The sequence below is a fragment of the Providencia sp. 2.29 genome, assembly GCF_015832305.1.
In the GTDB taxonomy this organism is placed as follows: Bacteria; Pseudomonadota; Gammaproteobacteria; order Enterobacterales; family Enterobacteriaceae; genus Providencia; species Providencia stuartii.
In genome coordinates this window covers 4,520,780-4,541,591 of record NZ_CP065420.1, presented here as the reverse complement: position 1 = coordinate 4,541,591, position 20,812 = coordinate 4,520,780, and the positions used below count along the sequence as shown (strand labels likewise).

Below are 20,812 nucleotides of genomic sequence, written 5' to 3'. Positions count from 1 at the left end.
GAAATATCAGTCGGTGGCTTAATCTGTAATTCGATTACTGTGGGTAAATACTGTGGCTTTTCCTTGGCGGCAGAAACCGACTAACGTTAAATTTGCTTTTTGCGCGACTTCAATGGCTAATGAGGTCGCAGCAGAAACAGCAAACAAAATCTCAGCGCCACAGCTTGCCGCCTTTTGCACCATCTCATAACTCGCTCGACTAGAAACCAATACGGCACCTTGTTGCCAATCATGACGGTGTTTCATACCTAAAAGTTTATCCAATGCGACATGGCGGCCAACATCTTCACAACCGCCAACCAATTGGCCCTCTGGTGAAATCCACGCGGCAGCATGAGTACATCCAGTGAGTGCTCCGATTTCTTGCACTTTTTTTAGCTCAGATAATGCGTTATCTAAGTGACTTAGTGAGAAAGTTTGGGTGAATGGCAGTGGGGAAATAGGTTTAAAAATTTCGTCGAGTTGTTCCGTGCCGCAAATACCACAGCCTGTCCGGCCGGCGAGGTTGCGCCTGCGCTCTTTCAACCCCATGAAACGGCGGCTGGATAACTCAACATGCACTTCAATACCACGATGGCAGCCTTGAACAATATCAATTCCACGAATTTCTTGCCTTGACTGTATGATCCCTTCCGATAATGAGAACCCAACAGCAAAATCTTCTAAATCTTTTGGGGTCGCCATCATAACGACATGAGATATCCCATTATAAACCAAAGCAACAGGTAATTCTTCGGCTACCCAATCAGTTACAGACTGTTCGAGGTTGCCTTTTTGTTGCACACTTGTGTGATTTGCGCCAATCATTTTGATGGATTTTGACAATTTCGTGTTATTTGTTTCATGCATTAGATGAATTCCTAGCATTAATGATACATAATATTGATTATGGGTAAAAAGAATTTACACCATTTATCAGGCAATGAACCTGAATACGATACGGAAGACGTTGAATAAGAACAGTTTACCTGAATAATGCGATTTAAAACATTCACCGGGTAACAAGAGCAATGTAAATGAGGAGATCCCCATGCAAGTCAGCAGAAGACAGTTCTTTAAGATCTGTGCTGGCGGTATGGCGGGTACGACGGCAGCAGCATTGGGTTTTGCACCCTCAACTGCGTTAGCGTCCACACGTCAGTATAAATTACTGCGTGCGAAAGAAACCCGAAATACCTGCACGTACTGCTCTGTCGGTTGTGGGCTATTGATGTATAGCTTAGGCGATGGAGCGAAAAATGCGAAAGAGAGCATTTTTCATATCGAAGGTGACCCGGACCATCCGGTAAACCGCGGCGCACTCTGCCCGAAAGGTGCAGGACTTATCGACTTTATTCATAGTGAAAGTCGACTCAAATACCCTGAAGTACGCGAACCAGGTACGAATGAGTGGAAACGTATCACTTGGAACGAAGCGTTTGACCGCATCGCCAAGTTGATGAAAGAAGACCGTGATGCCAATTTTATTAAACAGAACAAAGATGGTGTAACGGTTAACCGTTGGCTGACAACAGGTATGCTCTGTGCATCAGCCGCCAGTAACGAAACAGGTTTTGTCACCCAAAAATTTAGTCGCGCCCTCGGCATGCTTGCCGTGGATAACCAAGCGCGTGTCTGACACGGACCAACGGTAGCAAGTCTTGCTCCAACATTTGGTCGCGGTGCGATGACCAACCACTGGGTTGATATTAAAAACGCTAACCTTGTTGTTGTTATGGGTGGTAATGCGGCTGAAGCGCATCCAGTCGGTTTCCGCTGGGCGATGGAAGCCAAAATCCATAATAAAGCCAAACTGATTGTTATTGATCCACGCTTTACCCGTACAGCGGCAGTGGCGGATTTCTACACGCCTATACGTTCTGGTACTGATATTGCGTTCTTGTCAGGTGTGATCAAATACCTACTGGATAATAAAAAAATCCAGCAAGAGTATGTGGAAGCCTACACTAACGCCAGCCTGATCATCCGTGAAGATTACGGTTTTGATGATGGTTTGTTCACAGGCTATGATCCCGAGAAACGTCAGTATGATAAAACGACGTGGAACTACGAGATGGATGAGAATGGTTTCGCACGACGCGACCCAACGCTCACTCACCCTCGCTGTGTCTTGAACTTACTAAAAGAGCACGTTAGCCGTTATACACCAGAAGTGGTGAATAACATCTGCGGTACCCCAATCGAAGATTTCCTGAAAGTTTGCGAGTACATTGCAGAAACGAGCGCGAAAGATAAGACGGCCTCATTCCTATACGCACTTGGCTGGACACAACATACTATCGGTGCGCAAAACATCCGTACGATGGCGATGATCCAGTTACTGCTAGGTAATATGGGTATGCTAGGTGGCGGTGTTAACGCATTGCGTGGTCATTCGAATATCCAAGGTCTGACCGACTTAGGTTTATTATCTCAAAGCTTACCGGGTTATCTGACTTTACCGTCAGAAAAACAAACTACCCTCGAAAGCTATTTGGCTGCGAATACACCCAAAATGACCTTACCAGGTCAGGTTAACTATTGGGGCAATTACCCGAAATTCTTCGTCAGTATGATGAAGACATTCTATGGTGATAAAGCGCAGAAAGAGAATGATTGGGGCTTTGACTGGTTGCCTAAATGGGATCAGGGCTACGACGTATTGCGTTATTTCGAGATGATGGATAAAGGTGAAGTCAATGGCTATATCTGCCAAGGCTTTAACCCATTAGCCTCATTCCCGAACAAAAACAAAATTATCAAATCGCTATCTAAGCTGAAATTCTTGGTCACCATCGATCCGCTGAACACAGAAACGTCAAACTTCTGGCAAAATCACGGTGAAATGAATGACGTTGACCCGTCTGCAATTCAGACAACGGTCTTCCGTCTGCCATCTTGCTGTTTTGCTGAAGAAAATGGTTCGATTGTTAACTCAGCGCGTTGGCTACAGTGGCACTGGAAAGGTGCAGATGCACCCGGTGAAGCGATTAGCGATGGCGAAATTCTGTCGGGTATCTACCACCGTATACGCCAACTCTATGAAACAGAGGGTGGTGAGTCGCCAGAGCCAGTCTTGAACATGACTTGGAACTACTTTGACCGTGATAATCCAACACCGGAAGAAGTGGCTCAGGAAAGCAATGGTTATGCGCTGGTGGATCTGAAAGATGCCGATGGCAACATCATTGTGAAGAAAGGCGAACTACTGAGTTCGTTCGCTCAATTGCGTGATGATGGTACGACATCAAGTGGCTGTTGGATCTTTGCTGGTAGCTGGACACCGAAAGGTAACCAGATGGCGCGCCGTGATAACTCTGACCCTACTGGCCTAGGTAATACCCTTGGTTGGGCGTGGGCATGGCCATTAAACCGTCGTGTTATCTATAACCGAGCATCTGCTGACCCAATGGGTAAACCATGGGATCCTCGCCGTCAAATTCTTGAGTGGGATGGCAGCAAGTGGATTGGTATGGACGTACCAGACTATAGCAATGCGCCTCCGGGAAGTGGTGTGAATCCGTTTATTATGCAACCGGAAGGGATGGGTCGCCTATTTGCACTAGACAAAATGGCAGAAGGTCCGTTCCCAGAACACTATGAACCGATTGAAACTCCGCTCGATACTAACCCATTACATCCAAATGTGGTCTCGAACCCGGCTGCGCGTGTGTTCAAAGATGACTGGGCGCAAATGGGTAAAGCGACAGAGTTCCCTTATGTTGGAACAACCTATCGCTTAACAGAGCATTTCCACTATTGGACAAAACATGCGTTGTTGAATGCCATTATTCAGCCACAACAATTCATTGAAATTGGTGATCGTTTGGCGAAAGAAAAAGGTATTAAACAAGGTGATATGGTGAAAGTCAGCTCTAAGCGTGGCTATATCAAAGCGAAAGCAGTTGTGACGAAACGTATTCATACGTTGAAAGTCAACGGCAAGGATGTGGATACGATTGGTATTCCTATCCACTGGGGCTTTGAGGGCTTAGCAGTGAAAGGCTTTATTGCAAATACACTGACACCATATGTGGGTGATGCCAACACGCAAACGCCGGAATTTAAATCATTCCTTGTCAATGTGGAAAAGGTGTAAGGAGATAAATTATGTCAATGCAATCACAAGACATTATTCGTCGCTCCGCCACCAATTCCCTGACGCCCCCCGCGCAAGTGAGGGACTTTAAGGAAGAAGTGGCGAAGCTGATTGACGTGACTACCTGTATTGGCTGTAAGGCTTGTCAGGTAGCATGTTCAGAGTGGAACGATATTCGTGACAAAATCGGCACTAACGTTGGGGTATATGATAACCCAACGGATTTGACCGCGAAGTCGTGGACCGTTATGCGCTTTTCTGAAGTGGAAGAAAATGGCAAGTTCGAGTGGCTGATCCGTAAAGATGGCTGCATGCACTGCTATGACCCAGGCTGTTTGAAAGCTTGTCCGTCAGAAGGTGCGATCGTTCAGTATAAAAACGGTATTGTTGACTTCCAATCTGAGCACTGTATTGGGTGTGGCTATTGTATTGCGGGGTGTCCGTTCAACATTCCACGCATCAACAAAGAAGATAACCGTGCATACAAATGTACGCTCTGTGTCGACCGCGTTGAAGTTGGACAAGAGCCTGCTTGCGTGAAAACCTGTCCTACAGGCGCTATTCATTTTGGTAGCAAAGAGGATATGACGGCGCTGGCAGGCGACCGTGTGGCTGAACTGAAAACACGTGGTTACAACAACGCGGGTCTTTATGATCCAGAAGGCGTTGGTGGTACACACGTAATGTATGTTTTGCATCACGCTGATAAACCTCAGTTGTATCATGGTTTGCCGGACAACCCGACAATCAGTCCAACAGTCACTTTCTGGAAAGGTATCTGGAAGCCGTTAGCAGCGGTTGGTTTTGCTGCGACCTTTGCGGCGGCCATCTTCCACTATGTGGGTATTGGTCCGAACCGCGTCTCCAAGAAAGAAGAAGAAGAGGCTCTGAAAGATATTCAGGACTCAAAATCTTCTGAGACTTCAAAGTCAGTTGAAGGGGAGGATCAAAAATGATGCCGCAGGATAATGAAAAAATTATTCGCCATAAGCCGATTGAGAGGATCAATCACTGGGCGGTTGTGATTTGCTTCTTGTTCACTGCTATCAGTGGATTGGGGTTTTTCTTCCCATCACTGAACTGGTTCATGAACATTTTTGGCACATCACAACTTGCTAGGATCCTGCATCCTTTTGTTGGTACCGCGATGTTCCTGCTGTTCGTCTTTATGTTTTTCCGTTATTTTCACCACAACTTTATCAACAAAGAAGATATTAAGTGGGCGAAAAATATCGGTAAGGTATTGAAAAACGAAGAAGCTGGGGATGTTGGTCAATATAACCTTGGTCAAAAAGGGGTATATTGGGTTGTCTCTATCTGCTTAGTGCTACTGGCTGTAAGTGGCGTGATTATGTGGCGTCCTTACTTTGCAGACTTTTTCTCAATCCCAATTTATCGTGCAGCGATTATCGTGCACTCCATTTCAGCGATAGCTCTGATCATTATGATTATCGTGCACGCTTATGCCGCAATCTGGGTGAAAGGCTCTGTGCGTGCGATGGTGGAAGGTTGGGTAACCCGTGGTTGGGCGAAAAAGCATCACCCGCGTTGGTACCGTGAAATCGTCGAAAAAGAGAAACAGCAGCAACAAGAGAAAAATTAAACCTTTCAATTGTTGAGTTCTGATAATAAACCCACAAACAAGAATATTGTTTGTGGGTTTTTTCATAAAAAGAGGATTAAAAAATGGAACACTTTCTTTTTATATTCATATAAAGTGTACGCTTTGATTAATTTTAAGAATAAACATAATGAGTGTAATAACTTTTTTCTCTATTATCATAATATAGAAAAATACATAACCGATTCTATTTTAATAAAACAAATATGACGTACCGATAAAGATCATTATTAATCACTTTCTTTTTATGAGTTGTTTTATTCACCTGATTAAGGAGTAGATCAAATAAATAATAATTGAATATTATTCAATAATAATTAACTTATTGTTGAATTTTATTTAATCCAATAAAACAGTAGTGCGGTTAATTGGTTGATTTTAAATATAATTTGTTGTTTGTGAATGTTTATTTAAGAACATCCAATTATGTTATTTATTTTTAGTCAACCAAATAGGATTCTCTAAATAAGATGTAATAATGTCTTATTATAATAATCCATATTGTTTATTTTGGTATATATAGATAGAGGTTTGTTCTATTATTGAAAGAATAGGGTATTAATAACTGTTAATCATTAATAGGAAAGGATAATTGAGCTATTAAAACACATTATTTCTGTCGTCTAGACATTAAGTGAAATATTTATTATAACGGTGTAAATCATTATTTATTAATAAAATCCATCTAAATAAAATCTTTATTTTTTGAAATGACTTTCACCACAGCTAAATAAATATTCAATTCCATTTACGACAGCTAAATAATGAGGTAATTCATGGATCTTCCTTTACAAGGTATCAAAGTACTCGATTTCACCGGTGTACAGTCAGGGCCATCTTGTACCCAAATGTTAGCGTGGTTTGGTGCTGACGTAATTAAAATTGAACGCCCAGGCGTCGGTGACGTGACGCGCAATCAGTTAAGAGATATTCCTGATGTCGATGCGCTTTATTTTACCATGCTCAACAGTAATAAACGTTCTGTTGAACTGAATACCAAAACGCCGGAAGGCAAAGAGGTCATGGAACGCCTGATTAAGCAGGCGGATGTATTAGTTGAAAACTTCCATCCGGGTGCTATCGACCATATGGGCTTTACTTGGGAACATATTCAAGAGCTAAATCCACGGTTAATCTTTGGCTCTATCAAGGGGTTCAATGAGAACTCCCCTTATGCAGATGTAAAAGCGTATGAAAACGTTGCGCAAGCTGCGGGTGGAGCGGCGTCAACCACAGGTTTTTGGGATGGCCCACCATTAGTCAGTGCAGCAGCACTAGGCGACAGCAATACGGGAATGCACTTATTAATTGGTCTACTAGCCGCCTTGTTACACCGTGAAAAAACCGGAAAAGGGCAACGCGTGACGATGTCGATGCAAGATGCCGTATTAAACCTTTGCCGTGTGAAGTTGCGCGACCAGCAGCGTTTAGAAAAAGTGGGCTATCTTGAAGAGTATCCTCAGTATCCAAACGGTAAATTCGGTGATGCCGTTCCTCGTGGGGGCAACGCTGGTGGCGGTGGCCAGCCGGGTTGGATCTTGAAGTGTAAAGGTTGGGAAACGGATCCAAACGCATACATCTATTTTACTATCCAAGAGCAAGATTGGGAGCAAACTTGTATTGCTATTGGCAAGCCAGAGTGGGCGAAAGACCCTGCCTACAGCACGCCACAAGCGCGCCAACCACATATCTTCGATATTTTTGCTGAAATTGAAAAATTCTTAGCCGATAAAGACAAACATGAAGCCGTTGAATATTTAAGCAAATATGGTGTGCCATGTGCGCCTGTATTGAGCATGCGTGAGATTGCTCGTGACCAATCATTACGCGATAGCGGCAGCATTGTTGAAGTTGAGCAACCAAAACGCGGGACTTATCTCACTGTTGGTTGTCCAATGAAGTTCTCATCATTCACCCCTGAGATAAAGAGTGCGCCACTGTTAGGTGAGCATACCGAGGAAGTGTTAACTGAATTAGGTTATAGCGCGGAGCAGATCGCCTCAATGCGCACCAATAAAGCCATTTAACGCGAATAAATGAGGGGGTCGCTGATAAGCCCCCTCCACACTTTCTTTTTACATATTTCATGAGGTGGACATGTCGACTGATCAAACCCAAAATTTGACTGATGGTATGCATATTATTGTTGATGCACTGAAAAAAAATGGCATTGACACAATTTATGGTGTTGTGGGGATCCCTGTGACGGATATGGCTAGGCATGCACAGGCTGAAGGTATTCGTTATATTGGTTTTCGTCATGAGCAATCTGCGGGTAATGCTGCGGCAATCAGCGGCTTTTTAACCCAAAAACCCGGTATCTGTTTAACGGTGTCTGCACCGGGGTTTCTAAATGGTATGGTGGCATTAGCGAATGCGACGACCAATGGCTTTCCAATGATACAAATCAGCGGCTCCAGTGATAGAGCAATTATCGACCTACAACAAGGCGATTATGAAGAGCTGGATCAAATGAATACCGCTAAGCCCTTTGTTAAAGCATCCTACCGAGTCAATAAACCGGAAGACCTGGGTATTGCTCTGGCTCGCGCAATTCGTGCTGCTGTTTCTGGTCGTCCTGGTGGCGTCTATCTTGACTTAACAACCGAAGTATTGGCTGCGGTGATGGACAAAGATGCTGCAGACAAAACAATCTTTACGGTTGAAGACCCTGCTCCACGCCAACTACCTGCGCCTGAAGCTGTTGATAAAGCACTTAAATTATTGGCATCGGCAAAGCGTCCGTTGATTATTTTAGGTAAAGGGGCAGCCTATGCCCAAGCGGATGAAAATATTCGTCAATTTATTGAAACAACAGGTATCCCTTACTTGCCTATGTCGATGGCAAAAGGGTTATTGCCAGATAATCACCCACAATCAGCCGCGTCAGCACGTTCCCATGCACTCTCTAATGCCGATGTCGTCGTATTAATGGGGGCACGCCTAAACTGGCTATTAGATCACGGAAAAGGCAAACACTGGTCGCCAGAGACGAAATTTATTCAATTAGATATTGAGCCATCTGAAATCGATAGCAATCGTCCAATAACAGCCCCTGTTGTCGGCGATATCTATTCAAGTGTTGCCGCACTACTTGAAGGGTTAAAAACCACACCAGTGAAGTCACCGAGCGATTGGATGGCTGGGATTGATGAGCATAAGAAAGCAAATAGCGAGAAGATGGCCGCTAAGCTGAATACCGATACATCACCGATGAACTATTTCAATGCATTGCGCGCAATTCGCGATGTGTTAGTCGACCATAAAGACGTTTATGTGGTGAATGAAGGGGCTAACACCCTCGATAATGCACGAAATATCATCGATATGTATGAACCTCGCAAACGTCTCGACTGTGGTACTTGGGGCGTAATGGGGGTTGGTATGGGTTATGCTATTGGTGCAGCGGTCACTAGCGGTAAGCCTGTCGTGGCGATTGAGGGAGATAGTGCGTTTGGTTTTAGTGGTATGGAAATTGAAACTATCTGCCGTTATCAACTGCCAGTCACCATTTTAATCTTTAACAATGGGGGAATTTACCGCGGCGATGGCGTCAATTTACATGGCGATAAGGACCCGTGCCCAACGGTATTAATGGCAGGCGCACGTTATGACAAGATGATCGAGGCTTTTGGCGGCATCGGTTATAACGCAACGACACCAGATGAAATTCAACAGGCGCTAAAAGCAGGTCTTGAGTCTGGTAAACCGACATTGATTAATGTGGTTATTGATCCAGCAGTAGGAACAGAAAGTGGTCATATTGGTAACTTAAATCCGAAATCTGTTGTGAAAAATTAGCGTTATTTCAATGAAATAAATATTTAAATGGTTTCTGTGCCACTTATTCTTTTAAGTGGCATAGGAACGCTTTTGCCCAAAATAGGTGAAAATCATATGGCTGATTTTATGTTTAAGATATTTATGAGCGATTTATTGCCCATAATTATCATTATGGTTCTGGGATACGCTAGCGGTAAACGCAACGTATTTACCAATGACCAAGCAAAAGCATTTAATAAACTGGTTTTAAACTATGCTTTGCCTGCCGCGTTATTTGTCTCCATTGTGCGTGCAAACCGTGAAATGATTTTTGCAGATACTAAGCTGACAATTATTTCGTTTGTCGTGCTATTGGTCTGTTTTTTCTTTTCTTTCTTTAGTTGTAAGTACATTTTTAAACATAGTCGTGGTGAAGCCGCGGTGTGTGCATTGATTGCTGGCTCTCCTACCATTGGCTTCCTTGGTTTTGCGGTTTTGGATCCTATCTATGGGCAAACCGTATCAACCGGTTTAGTTGTGGCGATTATTTCGATTATCGTGAATGCGATTACTATCCCAATTGGCTTATTCTTACTTAACCCTTCCAATGCTGATGGTAAAAAAGGCGGCGGCGGTATGGATGCTCTTATTTCGGCATTCAAAGAGCCTGTTGTCTGGTCACCAGTATTGGCGACAGTTTTGGTATTAATCGGGATTAAAATTCCTGATGTTTGGGACCCGACCTTTGACCTTATTGCCAAAGCTAACTCCGGTGTCGCGGTATTTGCAGCCGGCCTGACACTGGCCGCGAATAAATTCGAATTTGATGGTGAAATTATCTACAACACCTTACTCAAATTAATATTGATGCCGGGCTTATTATTGCTAGTTGGTATGACATTTAATATGAGCTCAGAGCAACTACAGATGATGGTATTAGCCGGCGCATTACCGCCTGCCTTCTCTGGAATTATTATCGCGAGCCGTTTTAACCTGTATACCCGTACGGGAACAGCATCCCTCGCAGTCAGTGTACTTGGTTTTATCATCGCAGCACCGTTGTGGATCTACGTTGCGCGTTTGGTTGCATAATAAATAGATGAAGGTGAGGCATCAAATAGATGCCTCGTATCCATCATACAATAAGGAGTGATTATGGCTTTTCCACTTCCACTTGAAGGCATTCGTGTTCTTGATTTTACAGGGGTACAGTCTGGCCCATCATGTACTCAGATGTTGGCTTGGTTCGGGGCAGATGTAATAAAAATTGAGCGACCGGGGATTGGGGATGTCACCCGTAACCAGCTTAGAGATATTCCTGATGTTGATGCATTGTATTTTACCATGCTCAATAGTAATAAGCGTTCGCTAGAGCTGAACACGAAAACCCCTGAAGGCAAAGAGGTGATGGAAAAGCTGATCCGCCAAGCAGATATTTTGGTTGAAAATTTCCATCCGGGAGCGATTGACCATATGGGGTTTACCTGGGAAGTCATTCAACAGCTAAACCCACGCCTGATTTTTGGCTCCATCAAAGGGTTCAATGAAAACTCCCCTTATGCGAATGTGAAAGCCTACGAAAACGTTGCGCAGGCCGCGGGGGGAGCCACATCAACAACGGGTTTTCCTGATGGCCCACCGGTTGTGAGTTCAGCGGCACTAGGCGATAGCAATACTGGTATGCACCTATTAATTGGTTTATTAGCAGCATTACTGCAACGCGAGAAAACGGGGAAAGGGCAACGTGTCACTATGTCGATGCAAGATGCCGTGCTTAACCTATGCCGCGTTAAATTGCGTGACCAGCAACGTCTCGAAAAACTCGGTTTTTTAGAAGAGTATCCTCAATATCCAAATGGTTCATTTGGTGATGCAGTACCGCGTGGCGGTAATGCCAGCGGTGGAGGGCAACCGGGAACGATGTTGCGATGTAAAGGGAGTGATCATGACCCGAATGCCTATATCTATTTTATCAATCAAGATCACAACTGGGCCAATACCTGTGATGCATTAGGTAAACCTGAGTGGAAAACCGATCCTGCCTTTGCAACCACAGAAGCACGGGTCAGCCATATCCAAGATGTTTGGGATGCTATTGAAGAGATTGCTAAAGACAAAGATAAACATGAGCTAACAGATTACTTTGACCAGTTCGGCGTACCTTGCTCGGCGGTTTTGAGTATGAAAGAGATTATGTATGACCCATCTTTGCGTGACAGTGGCTCTATTGTTGAAGTAGAACAACCATTGAGAGGCCATTATTTGACGGTGGGTTGCCCAATGAAATTTTCAGCTTTTACGCCTGAAATAAAAAGTGCACCACTTTTAGGTGAACATAATAGCGAAATTTTAAAAGAGTTAGGCTATAGCGAACAACAAATAGCTGAAATGAAAACGAAAAAAGTTATTTAAATTATCCAGCCCAATTAATTTTATTATTTAAATAAATTAATTGGGCTACGGCTAAATAATAGAGATTAATGATATCGAAATAAGAGTGCTACGCATTAATTAAATAAACGTAATAAATCAATTAAGAAGTTTGTTACCTCATCATTATTGATGAGTCGGCTTCACTCATCAATTTTTTGAATATTCGTTATTTGTTGGTTTAGCCAATAGTTGGGCTGCTTTATATGACTTCTGACAATAACGGTGGTTATTAAATAAGGACGAATAGCATGAACCATTTAACAGTGAAGAAAAGCAGTAAAGTTGCTGCTGTTGATTTTGTTCCCGCTTGGGGCGACTTAGAGGGGAATATTCGCCGTCTCGCGGAAGCAGCGGAAAAAGTGGCGGCACAAGGCGTTGATTATGCAGTATTCCCCGAAACGGCAGTAAGTGGTTATTTATTTTCTGATTCAGCAGAATTAGCACCTTATTTAGCAAAATCCGCCGTAAACCCTCGCCCAATGCGGGCGGGGATATAAGGCGAAAAGCCCGCTGGGCTTTAAGGCAGGCTACTCCGGCGTATTCTGACTGAGCACATACGCTTTGAGCGTTTCTATCGTGGCACCACCTGCACTACAGGCAAAGTATGAGCGAGACCACAGCAGCCCAGTTTTGCTCTGCATCCGCAAGTGGGTATTTTGCTGACGGAGCAGGCGCGACGATACCGATTTTAAATTATTGACCATCACGCTGACAGCTAGCTTTGGCGGATACGCTATCAGCAGGTGGACATGATCTCGTTCGCCATCCATCTCGATAATTTCGCACTCCAACTTTGCCGCAGCCGAACCAAAAGCTTCACGTAACTGAGCGATCATCTGCCCGTCAAACAGCTTACGGCGGTATTTTGTCGTAAAGATTAAATGCACAACCAGCTTACTTACACTATGCCGTTTACGAAGAAAGCCTTCGAGAGATTCGTGTTGATTACTCAATTGAATTTTTCACTTAACGTGTTAAAATAAATGAAGTATATCAATGAGCGCTGAATATGTTAAGAGCTACAAAAGTACGCATATATCCGACACCAGAACAAGCTGAGTATCTCAATGCCCAGTTCGGTGCAGTTCGTTTCGTGTACAACAAAGCTCTGAACATTAAAAAGCAGGCTTACCAGCGTCACGGCGTAAATTTAAACCCACGTAAAGACCTCAAGCCACTGCTTGCAGTAGCGAAGCGATCACGCAAATATGCCTGGTTGAAGGAATATGATTCGATCGCGTTGCAGCAGGCGGTGATCAATCTGGATATCGCTTTTTCCAACTTTTTCAATCCGAAGCTAAAAGCCCGTTTCCCGTCGTTCAAACGCAAACATGGAAAACAATCGAGCTATCACTGCGTTGGGGTGAAAGTGCTGGATGGAGCAGTCAAAATCCCGAAAATTCCGGCGATTAAAACACGGTTGCATCGTGAAATTACCGGCACGTTGAAAAGCATCACATTGAGCCGCAGTGCAACGGGGAAATACTATGCCTCGCTACTATGTGATGACGGGATGGAAGAGCCATCAAAGCCAACGTTGATATCAAATATCACAGGTCTGGATATGGGGCTGACGCATTTTGCCATAAAATCTGATGGCGCTAAGGTTGCTAATCCCCGACACCTTATCAACGCCAGCCGGAATTTACGGCGCAAACAGAAAGCCTTATCACGTAAGAAAAAAGGTAGTGCAAATCGCAGGAAAGCCCGCATACAGGTTGCGGGTGTCCATGAGCGGGTAGCTAATGCCCGCGCTGATTTTCAACACAAACTCTCTCGCGCAATTGTTGACGAAAGCCAAGCGGTAATTGTAGAGACGCTGAAATCGGCAAATATGATGAAGAACCACCATCTGGCACGAGCGATAGGCGATGCCGGATGGAGCGGATTTATCTCAAAACTGGAATACAAAGCAGCAGAGAAAGGTGTTCATGTGGTGAAACTGGAACAATGGTTCGCCAGTTCGAAAACCTGTCATTGCTGTGGTTACAAAATGCCGGAAATGCCGTTGAACAGGCGTATCTGGCAATGTCCCGAATGCGAAGTTGAACATGACCGCGATATCAATGCGGCGATCAATATACGGCAAAAGGGCATGCTGGAATTATGTGCGGCGGGACTCGTCGTGCCTGCCCATGGAGGCCAGCGTAAATCCGTCATATAGACGGTTGCGGCCAACGAAGTGGGAAGCCTCGCCCGAAAGGGCGGGGAGCAGTCACAAATCATACTGCTGTTACTGCTCATTGCTTATATTTACTTTTTTAAAGTGGAGGCAAGTGGTTTCCACGCGGTATGGGCGCTATCGTTTATTGCGGGTATGCAAGGTAATGCGTTCCATAAAATTAATGGCATGTTATATGGCAATATTGCTGTGACACTTAACGTACAATTAGGTTTTAGCTCATTAGCAGAATCCGTGGCATTTAAAGGGCAAGAGCGCAAAGAGGCGTTATACAAAAGTTATTGCTACTTTTTAACCTTATTTGGCTTTGCTGGTGGTGCTTTTATGATGGCAATGTTAGCTGACTATGCGAGAGAGTACGCATTATTAATTACCCTAATCCCATTATGTTTGATTTTTACCATGGGGCGACATTTCGCAAAAGAAGACAGTAGCTTACCTATTGATTCAAATTAGTCTGAGTCCGTTTAACAAATATAACGCGATATGGGTGATATTCAGGCGTAGTGAAATCACCCATTATCTTTAATATCATCATTTCCTTCCCCACATCACCTCATCTAAAGAAACGGTATAAAGATTGCTTCGCTCTGATATAAAAAGCTGGCGATACGCACGATACAAAGGGAACAAGGTGGCTACTGAGCGACTTTTGTTTTATCCTGAGCGATAGATAACAGCAATTTCCGCTGATAAGCATACAATACGATAGATAGCTCTAGGGAAATCCCCTAGAGCTATCATTTTAAAAATTTGAAAGAGAGCAATGCGATGGGTATTCGTATCGTCCCTAAAGAAGAATTAGGGCAAGAAAGACTAAAAGAAAAAGGTATTGGTTTTATCCCGCCTGTCCTATTCCCGAATTTAAAAAATCTGTATCAACGACGCGCAGAAAGATTAAAAGCACTGGGTGTGGATGAACATCCTTTTGCAGATTATCTTAATTTTGCAGCGGAAGTGGCAACAGCACAAAACAATGCGCAGCATGATAATCCTTTAGAAATGGATATGAATGCGGTATTAGAGCGCGCAACGGCGACCAATAATCCGCCTCTTGAGGCGAAAACATTCCCACGTATAGCCCATTGGCATAAGTTATTAAATGCGATTATTGCTGAATTATTACCAGTGGTTCCAGAGTCAGTACGCCCTGCATTAGAGAATCTCGATAAGGCGTCTGAAAATGAGCTTGAAGAGATGGCGACTGCGCTACTTAACGAGCAATTTGAGAAGGTTCCCGCTGATAAATCCATGTTTATTTGGGCGGCACTGTCTGTGTATTGGGCACAAATGGCAGCACAAATTCCCGGAAAAGCGCGCGCTGAACATGGTGATCATCGCCACTTCTGCCCCGTTTGTAACAGCATGCCTGTGTCTAGCATTGTACAAATTGGCACAACGCAAGGCCTACGCTATTTGCACTGTAACCTGTGTGAAACAGAATGGCATATGGTACGTGTCAAATGCAGTAACTGTGAACAAACTCGCGATCTCCACTATTGGTCTCTTGATGATGAAAATGCTGCGGTAAAAGCAGAAAGTTGTGGTGACTGCGGTAGTTATCTCAAAATTCTTTATCAAGAAAAAGATGCGAAAGTCGAAGCCGTTGCTGATGATCTGGCGTCTATCATCCTAGATGCTCGGATGGAAGAAGAGGGCTTTGCCCGTAGTAGCCTTAACCCATTTTTATTTCCCGGTGAAAAATAGTCACTAAAAGAGAGTAATCACGATGGTAGACTCCACCGCCGAACTATACCGCCAGCTTCCTGCTGTTGATAAACTCCTCCAACTTGACGAGGTGCAAACCCTCGTCATCGAGTCAGGACACCACTGGGTAACCGAGCAGTTGCGAGAGATGCAACAGCAAGCTCGCGAGTATATCCGACAACATAGTCAGTTGCCCGCTTGGCATCCTGATTGGGTTGCTGAGTTGGTTAGGCGCCATGGTGCTTTACAAGAAAGCGCATTAAAACCCGTGTTTAACCTGACGGGAACGGTGCTGCACACCAACCTTGGTCGCGCGGTGATGGCCTCTTCAGCGATTGCTGCCGTTAATAAGGTGATGAGCTCACCTGTGACTTTGGAATACTCTCTTGATGGCGCGACGCGAGGGCATCGTGATCGCGCTTTGGCTGAATTGCTATGCCAACTCACGGGCGCCGAAGATGCTTGCATTGTGAATAATAATGCTGCTGCCGTATTATTGCTTTTGGCGACGGTGGCTCAAGGCAAGCAAGTTATTGTTTCACGTGGCGAATTAGTTGAAATAGGCGGTGCTTTCCGAGTACCGGACGTGATGGCACAAGCAGGTTGCCAATTAGTCGAAGTAGGAACAACAAATCGTACTCACCTGCGTGATTATGCGGGCGCTATTAATGAGCAAACCGCGTTATTGATGAAGGTGCACACCAGCAACTACAGTATTGAAGGGTTTACCGCGGAAGTTGAAGGCGCTGAATTGGCGGAATTAGGTCAACAGCATCAGTTGCCGACCGCAATTGATTTAGGCAGCGGATCAATGATCGATATGACCGCCTATGGACTACCTGCCGAGCCAATGCCGCAAACGTACCTTGCTCAAGGGATTGACCTTGTTTCTATTTCTGGGGATAAGCTACTGGGAGGGCCGCAAGCAGGGATTATTCTCGGGAAGAAAAAGTGGATTGAAGCCATTCAAAAGCACCCGCTTAAGCGTGCCTTACGTGCTGATAAAATGACGTTAGCCGCATTAGAGGCCACATTAAAACTCTATTTAACGCCCGAAAAACTGGTCACGGAGCTTCCAACACTACGCTGGTTAACACGTAGTGCCGATGAAATCAAAGCGCGAGCTGAACGTTTGATCGTTCCATTACAAGCCTTCTATGGCGATAAATTTGTCGTAGAAATGGAGCCTTGTTTATCCCAAATTGGTAGCGGCTCATTACCGATTGATAGGCTACCGAGTTATGCCGTGACGTTTACGCCATTTGATGGGCGGGGCAATACGTTGGCCTTACTGACGGCACGTTGGCGTCACACCGACCAACCAGTAATTGGTCGATTAAAAGATGGCAAATTATGGCTAGATCTCCGTTGCTTAGATGATGAACATGGATTATTGCAGGTATTGTTGTCATGATTTTTGCTACTGCTGGCCATGTTGACCATGGTAAAACATCGCTAATTCAATCAGTCACTGGGGTGAATACGGCGCATTTACCCGAAGAAAAAAAACGGGGTATGACCATCGACCTCGGCTATGCTTATTGGCCTCAACAAGATGGTAGTTCAATCGGTTTTATCGATGTTCCCGGACATGAAAAATTTTTAGGGAATATGTTAGCGGGGGTCTGCGGGATCAATCATGCCTTGCTGGTGGTTGCTTGTGATGATGGGGTCATGGCGCAAACGCGAGAGCACTTAGCGATTTTACGTTTAGCTGGTTGCCAAAATATAACAGCCATTTTGACGAAAGCAGATAAAGTTGATGCAGAGCGAATTGCACACATTTCTTTGCAAGTGAAAAATGAGCTACAGCACCAAGGTTGGCCTGACGCTGCGATATTTGTGACCTCGGCCAACGATGGACGCGGAATTGCGGAATTACAGGCTTACTTACAACAATTACACCAGCAAAGAGCCGATCACCAAAATCGTCAACAACGTTTTCGTTTAGCGATTGACCGTGTATTCCATGTCAAAGGGGCCGGTATTGTTGTCACAGGCACGGCCTTAGCAGGGCAAGTGCAGCTTGGTGATACTTTATGGTTAACGGGCGCTGACACCACTGTTCGTATTCGGGGGATCCACCGCCAAAATCAGCCAGCAGAGCTAGCTCAAGCGGGTGACCGGGTTGCACTCAATTTAGCAGGAGATATTGATAAAGCGGCTATTACACGTGGTGATTGGCTGCTATCAGAGAAGCCTTTCGCTGCGGCAACAAGAGTGATTGTTGAATTAGAGTGTGATTCGGTGATTAAACATTGGCAGCCGGTCCATTTATACCATGGTGCGAGCCATATTACAGGTCGAGTTTCATTATTAACCGAATTTGGCTCGACGCCCTTACTCGCGGAACTCATTCTCGATACACCGTTGTGGTTTGTGGATAATGACCGCCTCATCATTCGTGATATTAGTGCGCGAGAAACACTGGCGTCAGCAAGAGTGATCCGGCTTACCTCTCCACGTCGAGGTAAGAGATTACCTGAATTCATTGAATGGTTAACTCGCCTCTGTATGACAAATGATGAACTTACCCATCTGAAATTACAGTTACCTAATGGTGAGTTAGATTTAAAGCGTTATAGTTGGGCTCGTCAATTAACCCCGCCCGCCCTTGAACAGCTATTATCACAGGTTGAACTCGTTCGCGTAGGAGATTTGGCTCTTTCTGCTTTTAAAGCCCAAGTGGCGAAAGAACGGCTCGTTCAAACATTAGAAGATTTCCATGAGGTGCACAGTGACCAAATTGGGGTTGGGAAAGCGCGCTTAAAACGCATGGCATTACCGACAGTAAGTGAATCATTAGTTTTTAAATTAATTAATGAGTTGATTGCTGATGAGCGTATTAAACAGACCCGTGGTTGGCTACACATGCCACAACATGGGTTAGTCTTTGATACGGAACAACAACAAATTTGGCAACAAATAGCGCCTTTATTCCCTCGAGCCGAGGCATGGTGGGTCCGTGATCTGGCTAAAGAAATCAATCATGATGAAGACGCTGTCCGACGTGCGATGAAAAAAGCGGCACAAATGGGGCTAGTGACGGCGATTATCCGTGACCGCTACTACAGTAGTGATCAAATAAAGCAATTTGCCGAGCTTATTTTGCGTTACTGTACGCATAAAGGAGAAATAGGCGCCGCTGATTTTCGCAATGAATTAGGGATTGGTCGGAAATTGGCGATTCAAATTCTTGAATTTTTCGATAGAAGTGGCTTCACTAGACGCAAAGGCGATGGGCACTTTTTACGAGATAAAGGCATTTTTGTTGAATAGATTTATCGTCTAAATTAGTTAAAATAGCCAGTCTGTGGCGGCCTTTATCTGTTGGAGGTCGTCGATACTTACATATTTTGTGGTAAACCCGATGAAGAAAAGAGTATTTTCCGCCGTTTATCTAACACTGATATTCATTGCTTCCCTTTTCCTAGTCTTCGAGAAAACGAGTGTGATTTACCCCGGATTGATCTCGGTAAGTGTTTATGCCGTTATCTTTGGGGTGCTCTATCTTGTCTCAGCTAGATGGTTATTTTCTGCCGTTGTTACCAGTACGCTGTTTATTATTATTAAATTCCTTAACCAACTCAAAGTTCACTATTATAAAGAGCAATTATTTTATTCCGATATTAATATCATGACGGATACGTCAAATATGGGAACCTTGGGGCATTATTGGTTAGCTGGCGTTGCATTGATCGGATTATTGATTTTGTTAATCATTAATGCAGTGCTTAGTTGGCGTCTATTACGCCCAACGAAAACATTTTCTTGGCGATTAATTGGCATATTACTTGGCGTTGGTGGCTATTTTGGCGCGAGCTTTGCGGCCTCCCATTATTACAACCAATGGACGGAGACCTTACCTAAAGGTAGAGGAACCGTTACCAACTTGGTTATGTCGGCGAAAAATTCAAATTACCATTCCCCCCAAATTAAATGTTCATCTGATTATTTTATACAAAAAGCGGCAACGGTATCATTACCCGCATCTGATATAACAGAAAAACCGGATATCTTATTGTTATTACAAGAGTCCACTGTTAATCCAAGCATCTATAAATTACCAGACGGCACTAAACTACCCGATTTATTTATGTTTCAACAGGATAACGAGTTGATCGCGCATAGCCATATGCGAGTGCAAACTTTCGGGGGAGGAACTTGGTTGTCTGAATTTGCCGCTTTAACAGGGCTAAACAGTGATGACTTTGGCTCGCAAAAAAGTGGTGTCTTTTACTTTATTGTCGACCATCTAAATAACAGTTTGTTTAAAGAGATGAAGGCAAATGGTTATTATACCGTCGTTCTGACACCATTTAACCGTGGTGCTTACCATTCAGGCCATGCTTATCAAACATTAGGTGTCGATAGAATTATTCAGCCTCAAGAGTTGGGTTACCCAGGAAAATTACAAGATAACTTATGGACGATCAGCACTGAAGATATGCTGAAATATGTCAAAGAAATCTTAGCAAAAGAGACTGATAAACCAGTATTTATTTTCTCGTTAACCATGTATGAGCATGGCCCTTATAAAGAGAGCCATCATGATGATTATGGCTTAAAAGGGAAGGTAAAAAATGCAGACTCCGTTGGTGAATTTAGCCATTATATGGAAAAAATCGTCGCGTCTGATAACGCGATACGCGATTTTGTAGAATTTATGGCGAAGCGCAAACGTCCATTAATGTTTTTATATTTTGGTGACCACCAGCCGGGGATCAGCTTAAATCAATATCAATCTGAATTTTCTAACCCCGCCTTTATCACACAATTTACGTTACGTGATAATTTGAAATCGGGTAATCAGATTAAAACGGGTCCGTTAACCGATATTGCCTTCCTTGGAGGGATAATATTAGAGCGCGCAAATTTACATGTTTCCCCGTTCTATGAAGCGAATATTAAGATGCGTCATTTGTGTGATGGCAAGTTAGATGACTGTGAAGATAAAAAATTATTAGAGAGTTATCACCACTACATCTATCACACATTACAGGCGGCGAATAAAAACGTCGAGGAATAA

The 20,812-nt window shown here is 44.0% G+C and carries 16 protein-coding genes; 14 read left to right on the top strand and 2 right to left on the bottom strand.

The genetic code is table 11. The features are described from left to right. Positions 1-18: 18 nt before the first annotated feature. Positions 19-849: a formate dehydrogenase accessory sulfurtransferase FdhD gene (gene fdhD / locus I3B46_RS21595; RefSeq protein WP_053110692.1), complete on the bottom strand. Its 831-nt coding sequence runs from the start codon at positions 847-849 to the stop codon at positions 19-21. Positions 850-1,030: 181 nt separating this feature from the next. Between fdhD and fdnG the strand changes: the two genes are divergently transcribed. From fdnG to I3B46_RS21555, 8 genes are all read left to right on the top strand, one after another. Continuing rightward, entirely contained in the window at positions 1,031-4,078 is a 3,048-nt protein-coding gene (gene fdnG / locus I3B46_RS21590; RefSeq protein WP_080728249.1) for a formate dehydrogenase-N subunit alpha, read from the top strand. Between the two features lie 11 nt (positions 4,079-4,089). Continuing rightward, a complete protein-coding gene (fdxH, locus tag I3B46_RS21585; RefSeq protein ID WP_014657167.1) occupies positions 4,090-5,034 on the top strand; it encodes a formate dehydrogenase subunit beta in 945 nt (314 codons plus the stop codon). After that, positions 5,031-5,681, top strand: coding sequence for a formate dehydrogenase cytochrome b556 subunit (fdoI, locus tag I3B46_RS21580; protein WP_004924143.1), 651 nt, complete (start codon positions 5,031-5,033; stop codon positions 5,679-5,681). The genes fdxH and fdoI overlap by 4 nt, the downstream gene beginning before the upstream one ends. Before the next feature lie 794 nt (positions 5,682-6,475). Then, entirely contained in the window at positions 6,476-7,726 is a 1,251-nt protein-coding gene (frc, locus tag I3B46_RS21575) for a formyl-CoA transferase (protein WP_014657168.1), read from the top strand. Positions 7,727-7,796: 70 nt separating this feature from the next. After that, complete coding sequence (gene oxc, locus I3B46_RS21570; protein WP_104873113.1) at positions 7,797-9,500, top strand: oxalyl-CoA decarboxylase; 1,704 nt, start codon at positions 7,797-7,799, stop codon at positions 9,498-9,500. 108 nt (positions 9,501-9,608) lie between these two features. Beyond that, positions 9,609-10,553 (top strand): transporter YfdV, encoded by a 945-nt coding sequence (gene yfdV, locus I3B46_RS21565; protein WP_014657170.1) that lies wholly within the window; start codon positions 9,609-9,611, stop codon positions 10,551-10,553. 63 nt (positions 10,554-10,616) lie between these two features. Next, complete coding sequence (gene frc / locus I3B46_RS21560) at positions 10,617-11,873, top strand: formyl-CoA transferase (protein WP_196993147.1); 1,257 nt, start codon at positions 10,617-10,619, stop codon at positions 11,871-11,873. A gap of 269 nt (positions 11,874-12,142) precedes the next feature. Further along, positions 12,143-12,391 carry a nitrilase-related carbon-nitrogen hydrolase gene (locus I3B46_RS21555; protein WP_061064540.1) on the top strand — a complete coding sequence of 83 codons (249 nt, stop codon included), beginning with the start codon at positions 12,143-12,145 and terminating at the stop codon, positions 12,389-12,391. A gap of 30 nt (positions 12,392-12,421) precedes the next feature. Here I3B46_RS21555 and tnpA read toward each other — a convergent pair whose 3' ends face one another. After that, on the bottom strand, positions 12,422-12,847 hold the full coding sequence (gene tnpA, locus I3B46_RS21550) for an IS200/IS605 family transposase (RefSeq protein WP_061064539.1): 426 nt from the start codon (positions 12,845-12,847) through the stop codon (positions 12,422-12,424). Positions 12,848-12,903: 56 nt separating this feature from the next. On the opposite strand from tnpA, the gene I3B46_RS21545 reads away from it, so the two are divergent. From I3B46_RS21545 to I3B46_RS21520, 6 genes are all read left to right on the top strand, one after another. Continuing rightward, entirely contained in the window at positions 12,904-14,058 is a 1,155-nt protein-coding gene (locus tag I3B46_RS21545) for an RNA-guided endonuclease InsQ/TnpB family protein (RefSeq protein WP_061064538.1), read from the top strand. An 18-nt stretch (positions 14,059-14,076) separates the two neighbouring features. Continuing rightward, the gene (locus I3B46_RS21540) at positions 14,077-14,532 is read left to right on the top strand and encodes a DUF1275 family protein (RefSeq protein ID WP_104873114.1); all 456 of its coding nucleotides are present in this window, start codon (positions 14,077-14,079) and stop codon (positions 14,530-14,532) included. A 315-nt stretch (positions 14,533-14,847) separates the two neighbouring features. Further along, positions 14,848-15,783, top strand: coding sequence for a formate dehydrogenase accessory protein FdhE (gene fdhE / locus I3B46_RS21535; protein WP_104873115.1), 936 nt, complete (start codon positions 14,848-14,850; stop codon positions 15,781-15,783). Between the two features lie 22 nt (positions 15,784-15,805). Further along, a complete protein-coding gene (selA, locus tag I3B46_RS21530) occupies positions 15,806-17,197 on the top strand; it encodes an L-seryl-tRNA(Sec) selenium transferase (protein WP_104873116.1) in 1,392 nt (463 codons plus the stop codon). After that, the gene (gene selB, locus I3B46_RS21525; RefSeq protein WP_004924165.1) at positions 17,194-19,062 is read left to right on the top strand and encodes a selenocysteine-specific translation elongation factor; all 1,869 of its coding nucleotides are present in this window, start codon (positions 17,194-17,196) and stop codon (positions 19,060-19,062) included. The genes selA and selB overlap by 4 nt, the downstream gene beginning before the upstream one ends. A 91-nt stretch (positions 19,063-19,153) precedes the next feature. After that, positions 19,154-20,812, top strand: coding sequence for an LTA synthase family protein (locus I3B46_RS21520; protein WP_104873117.1), 1,659 nt, complete (start codon positions 19,154-19,156; stop codon positions 20,810-20,812).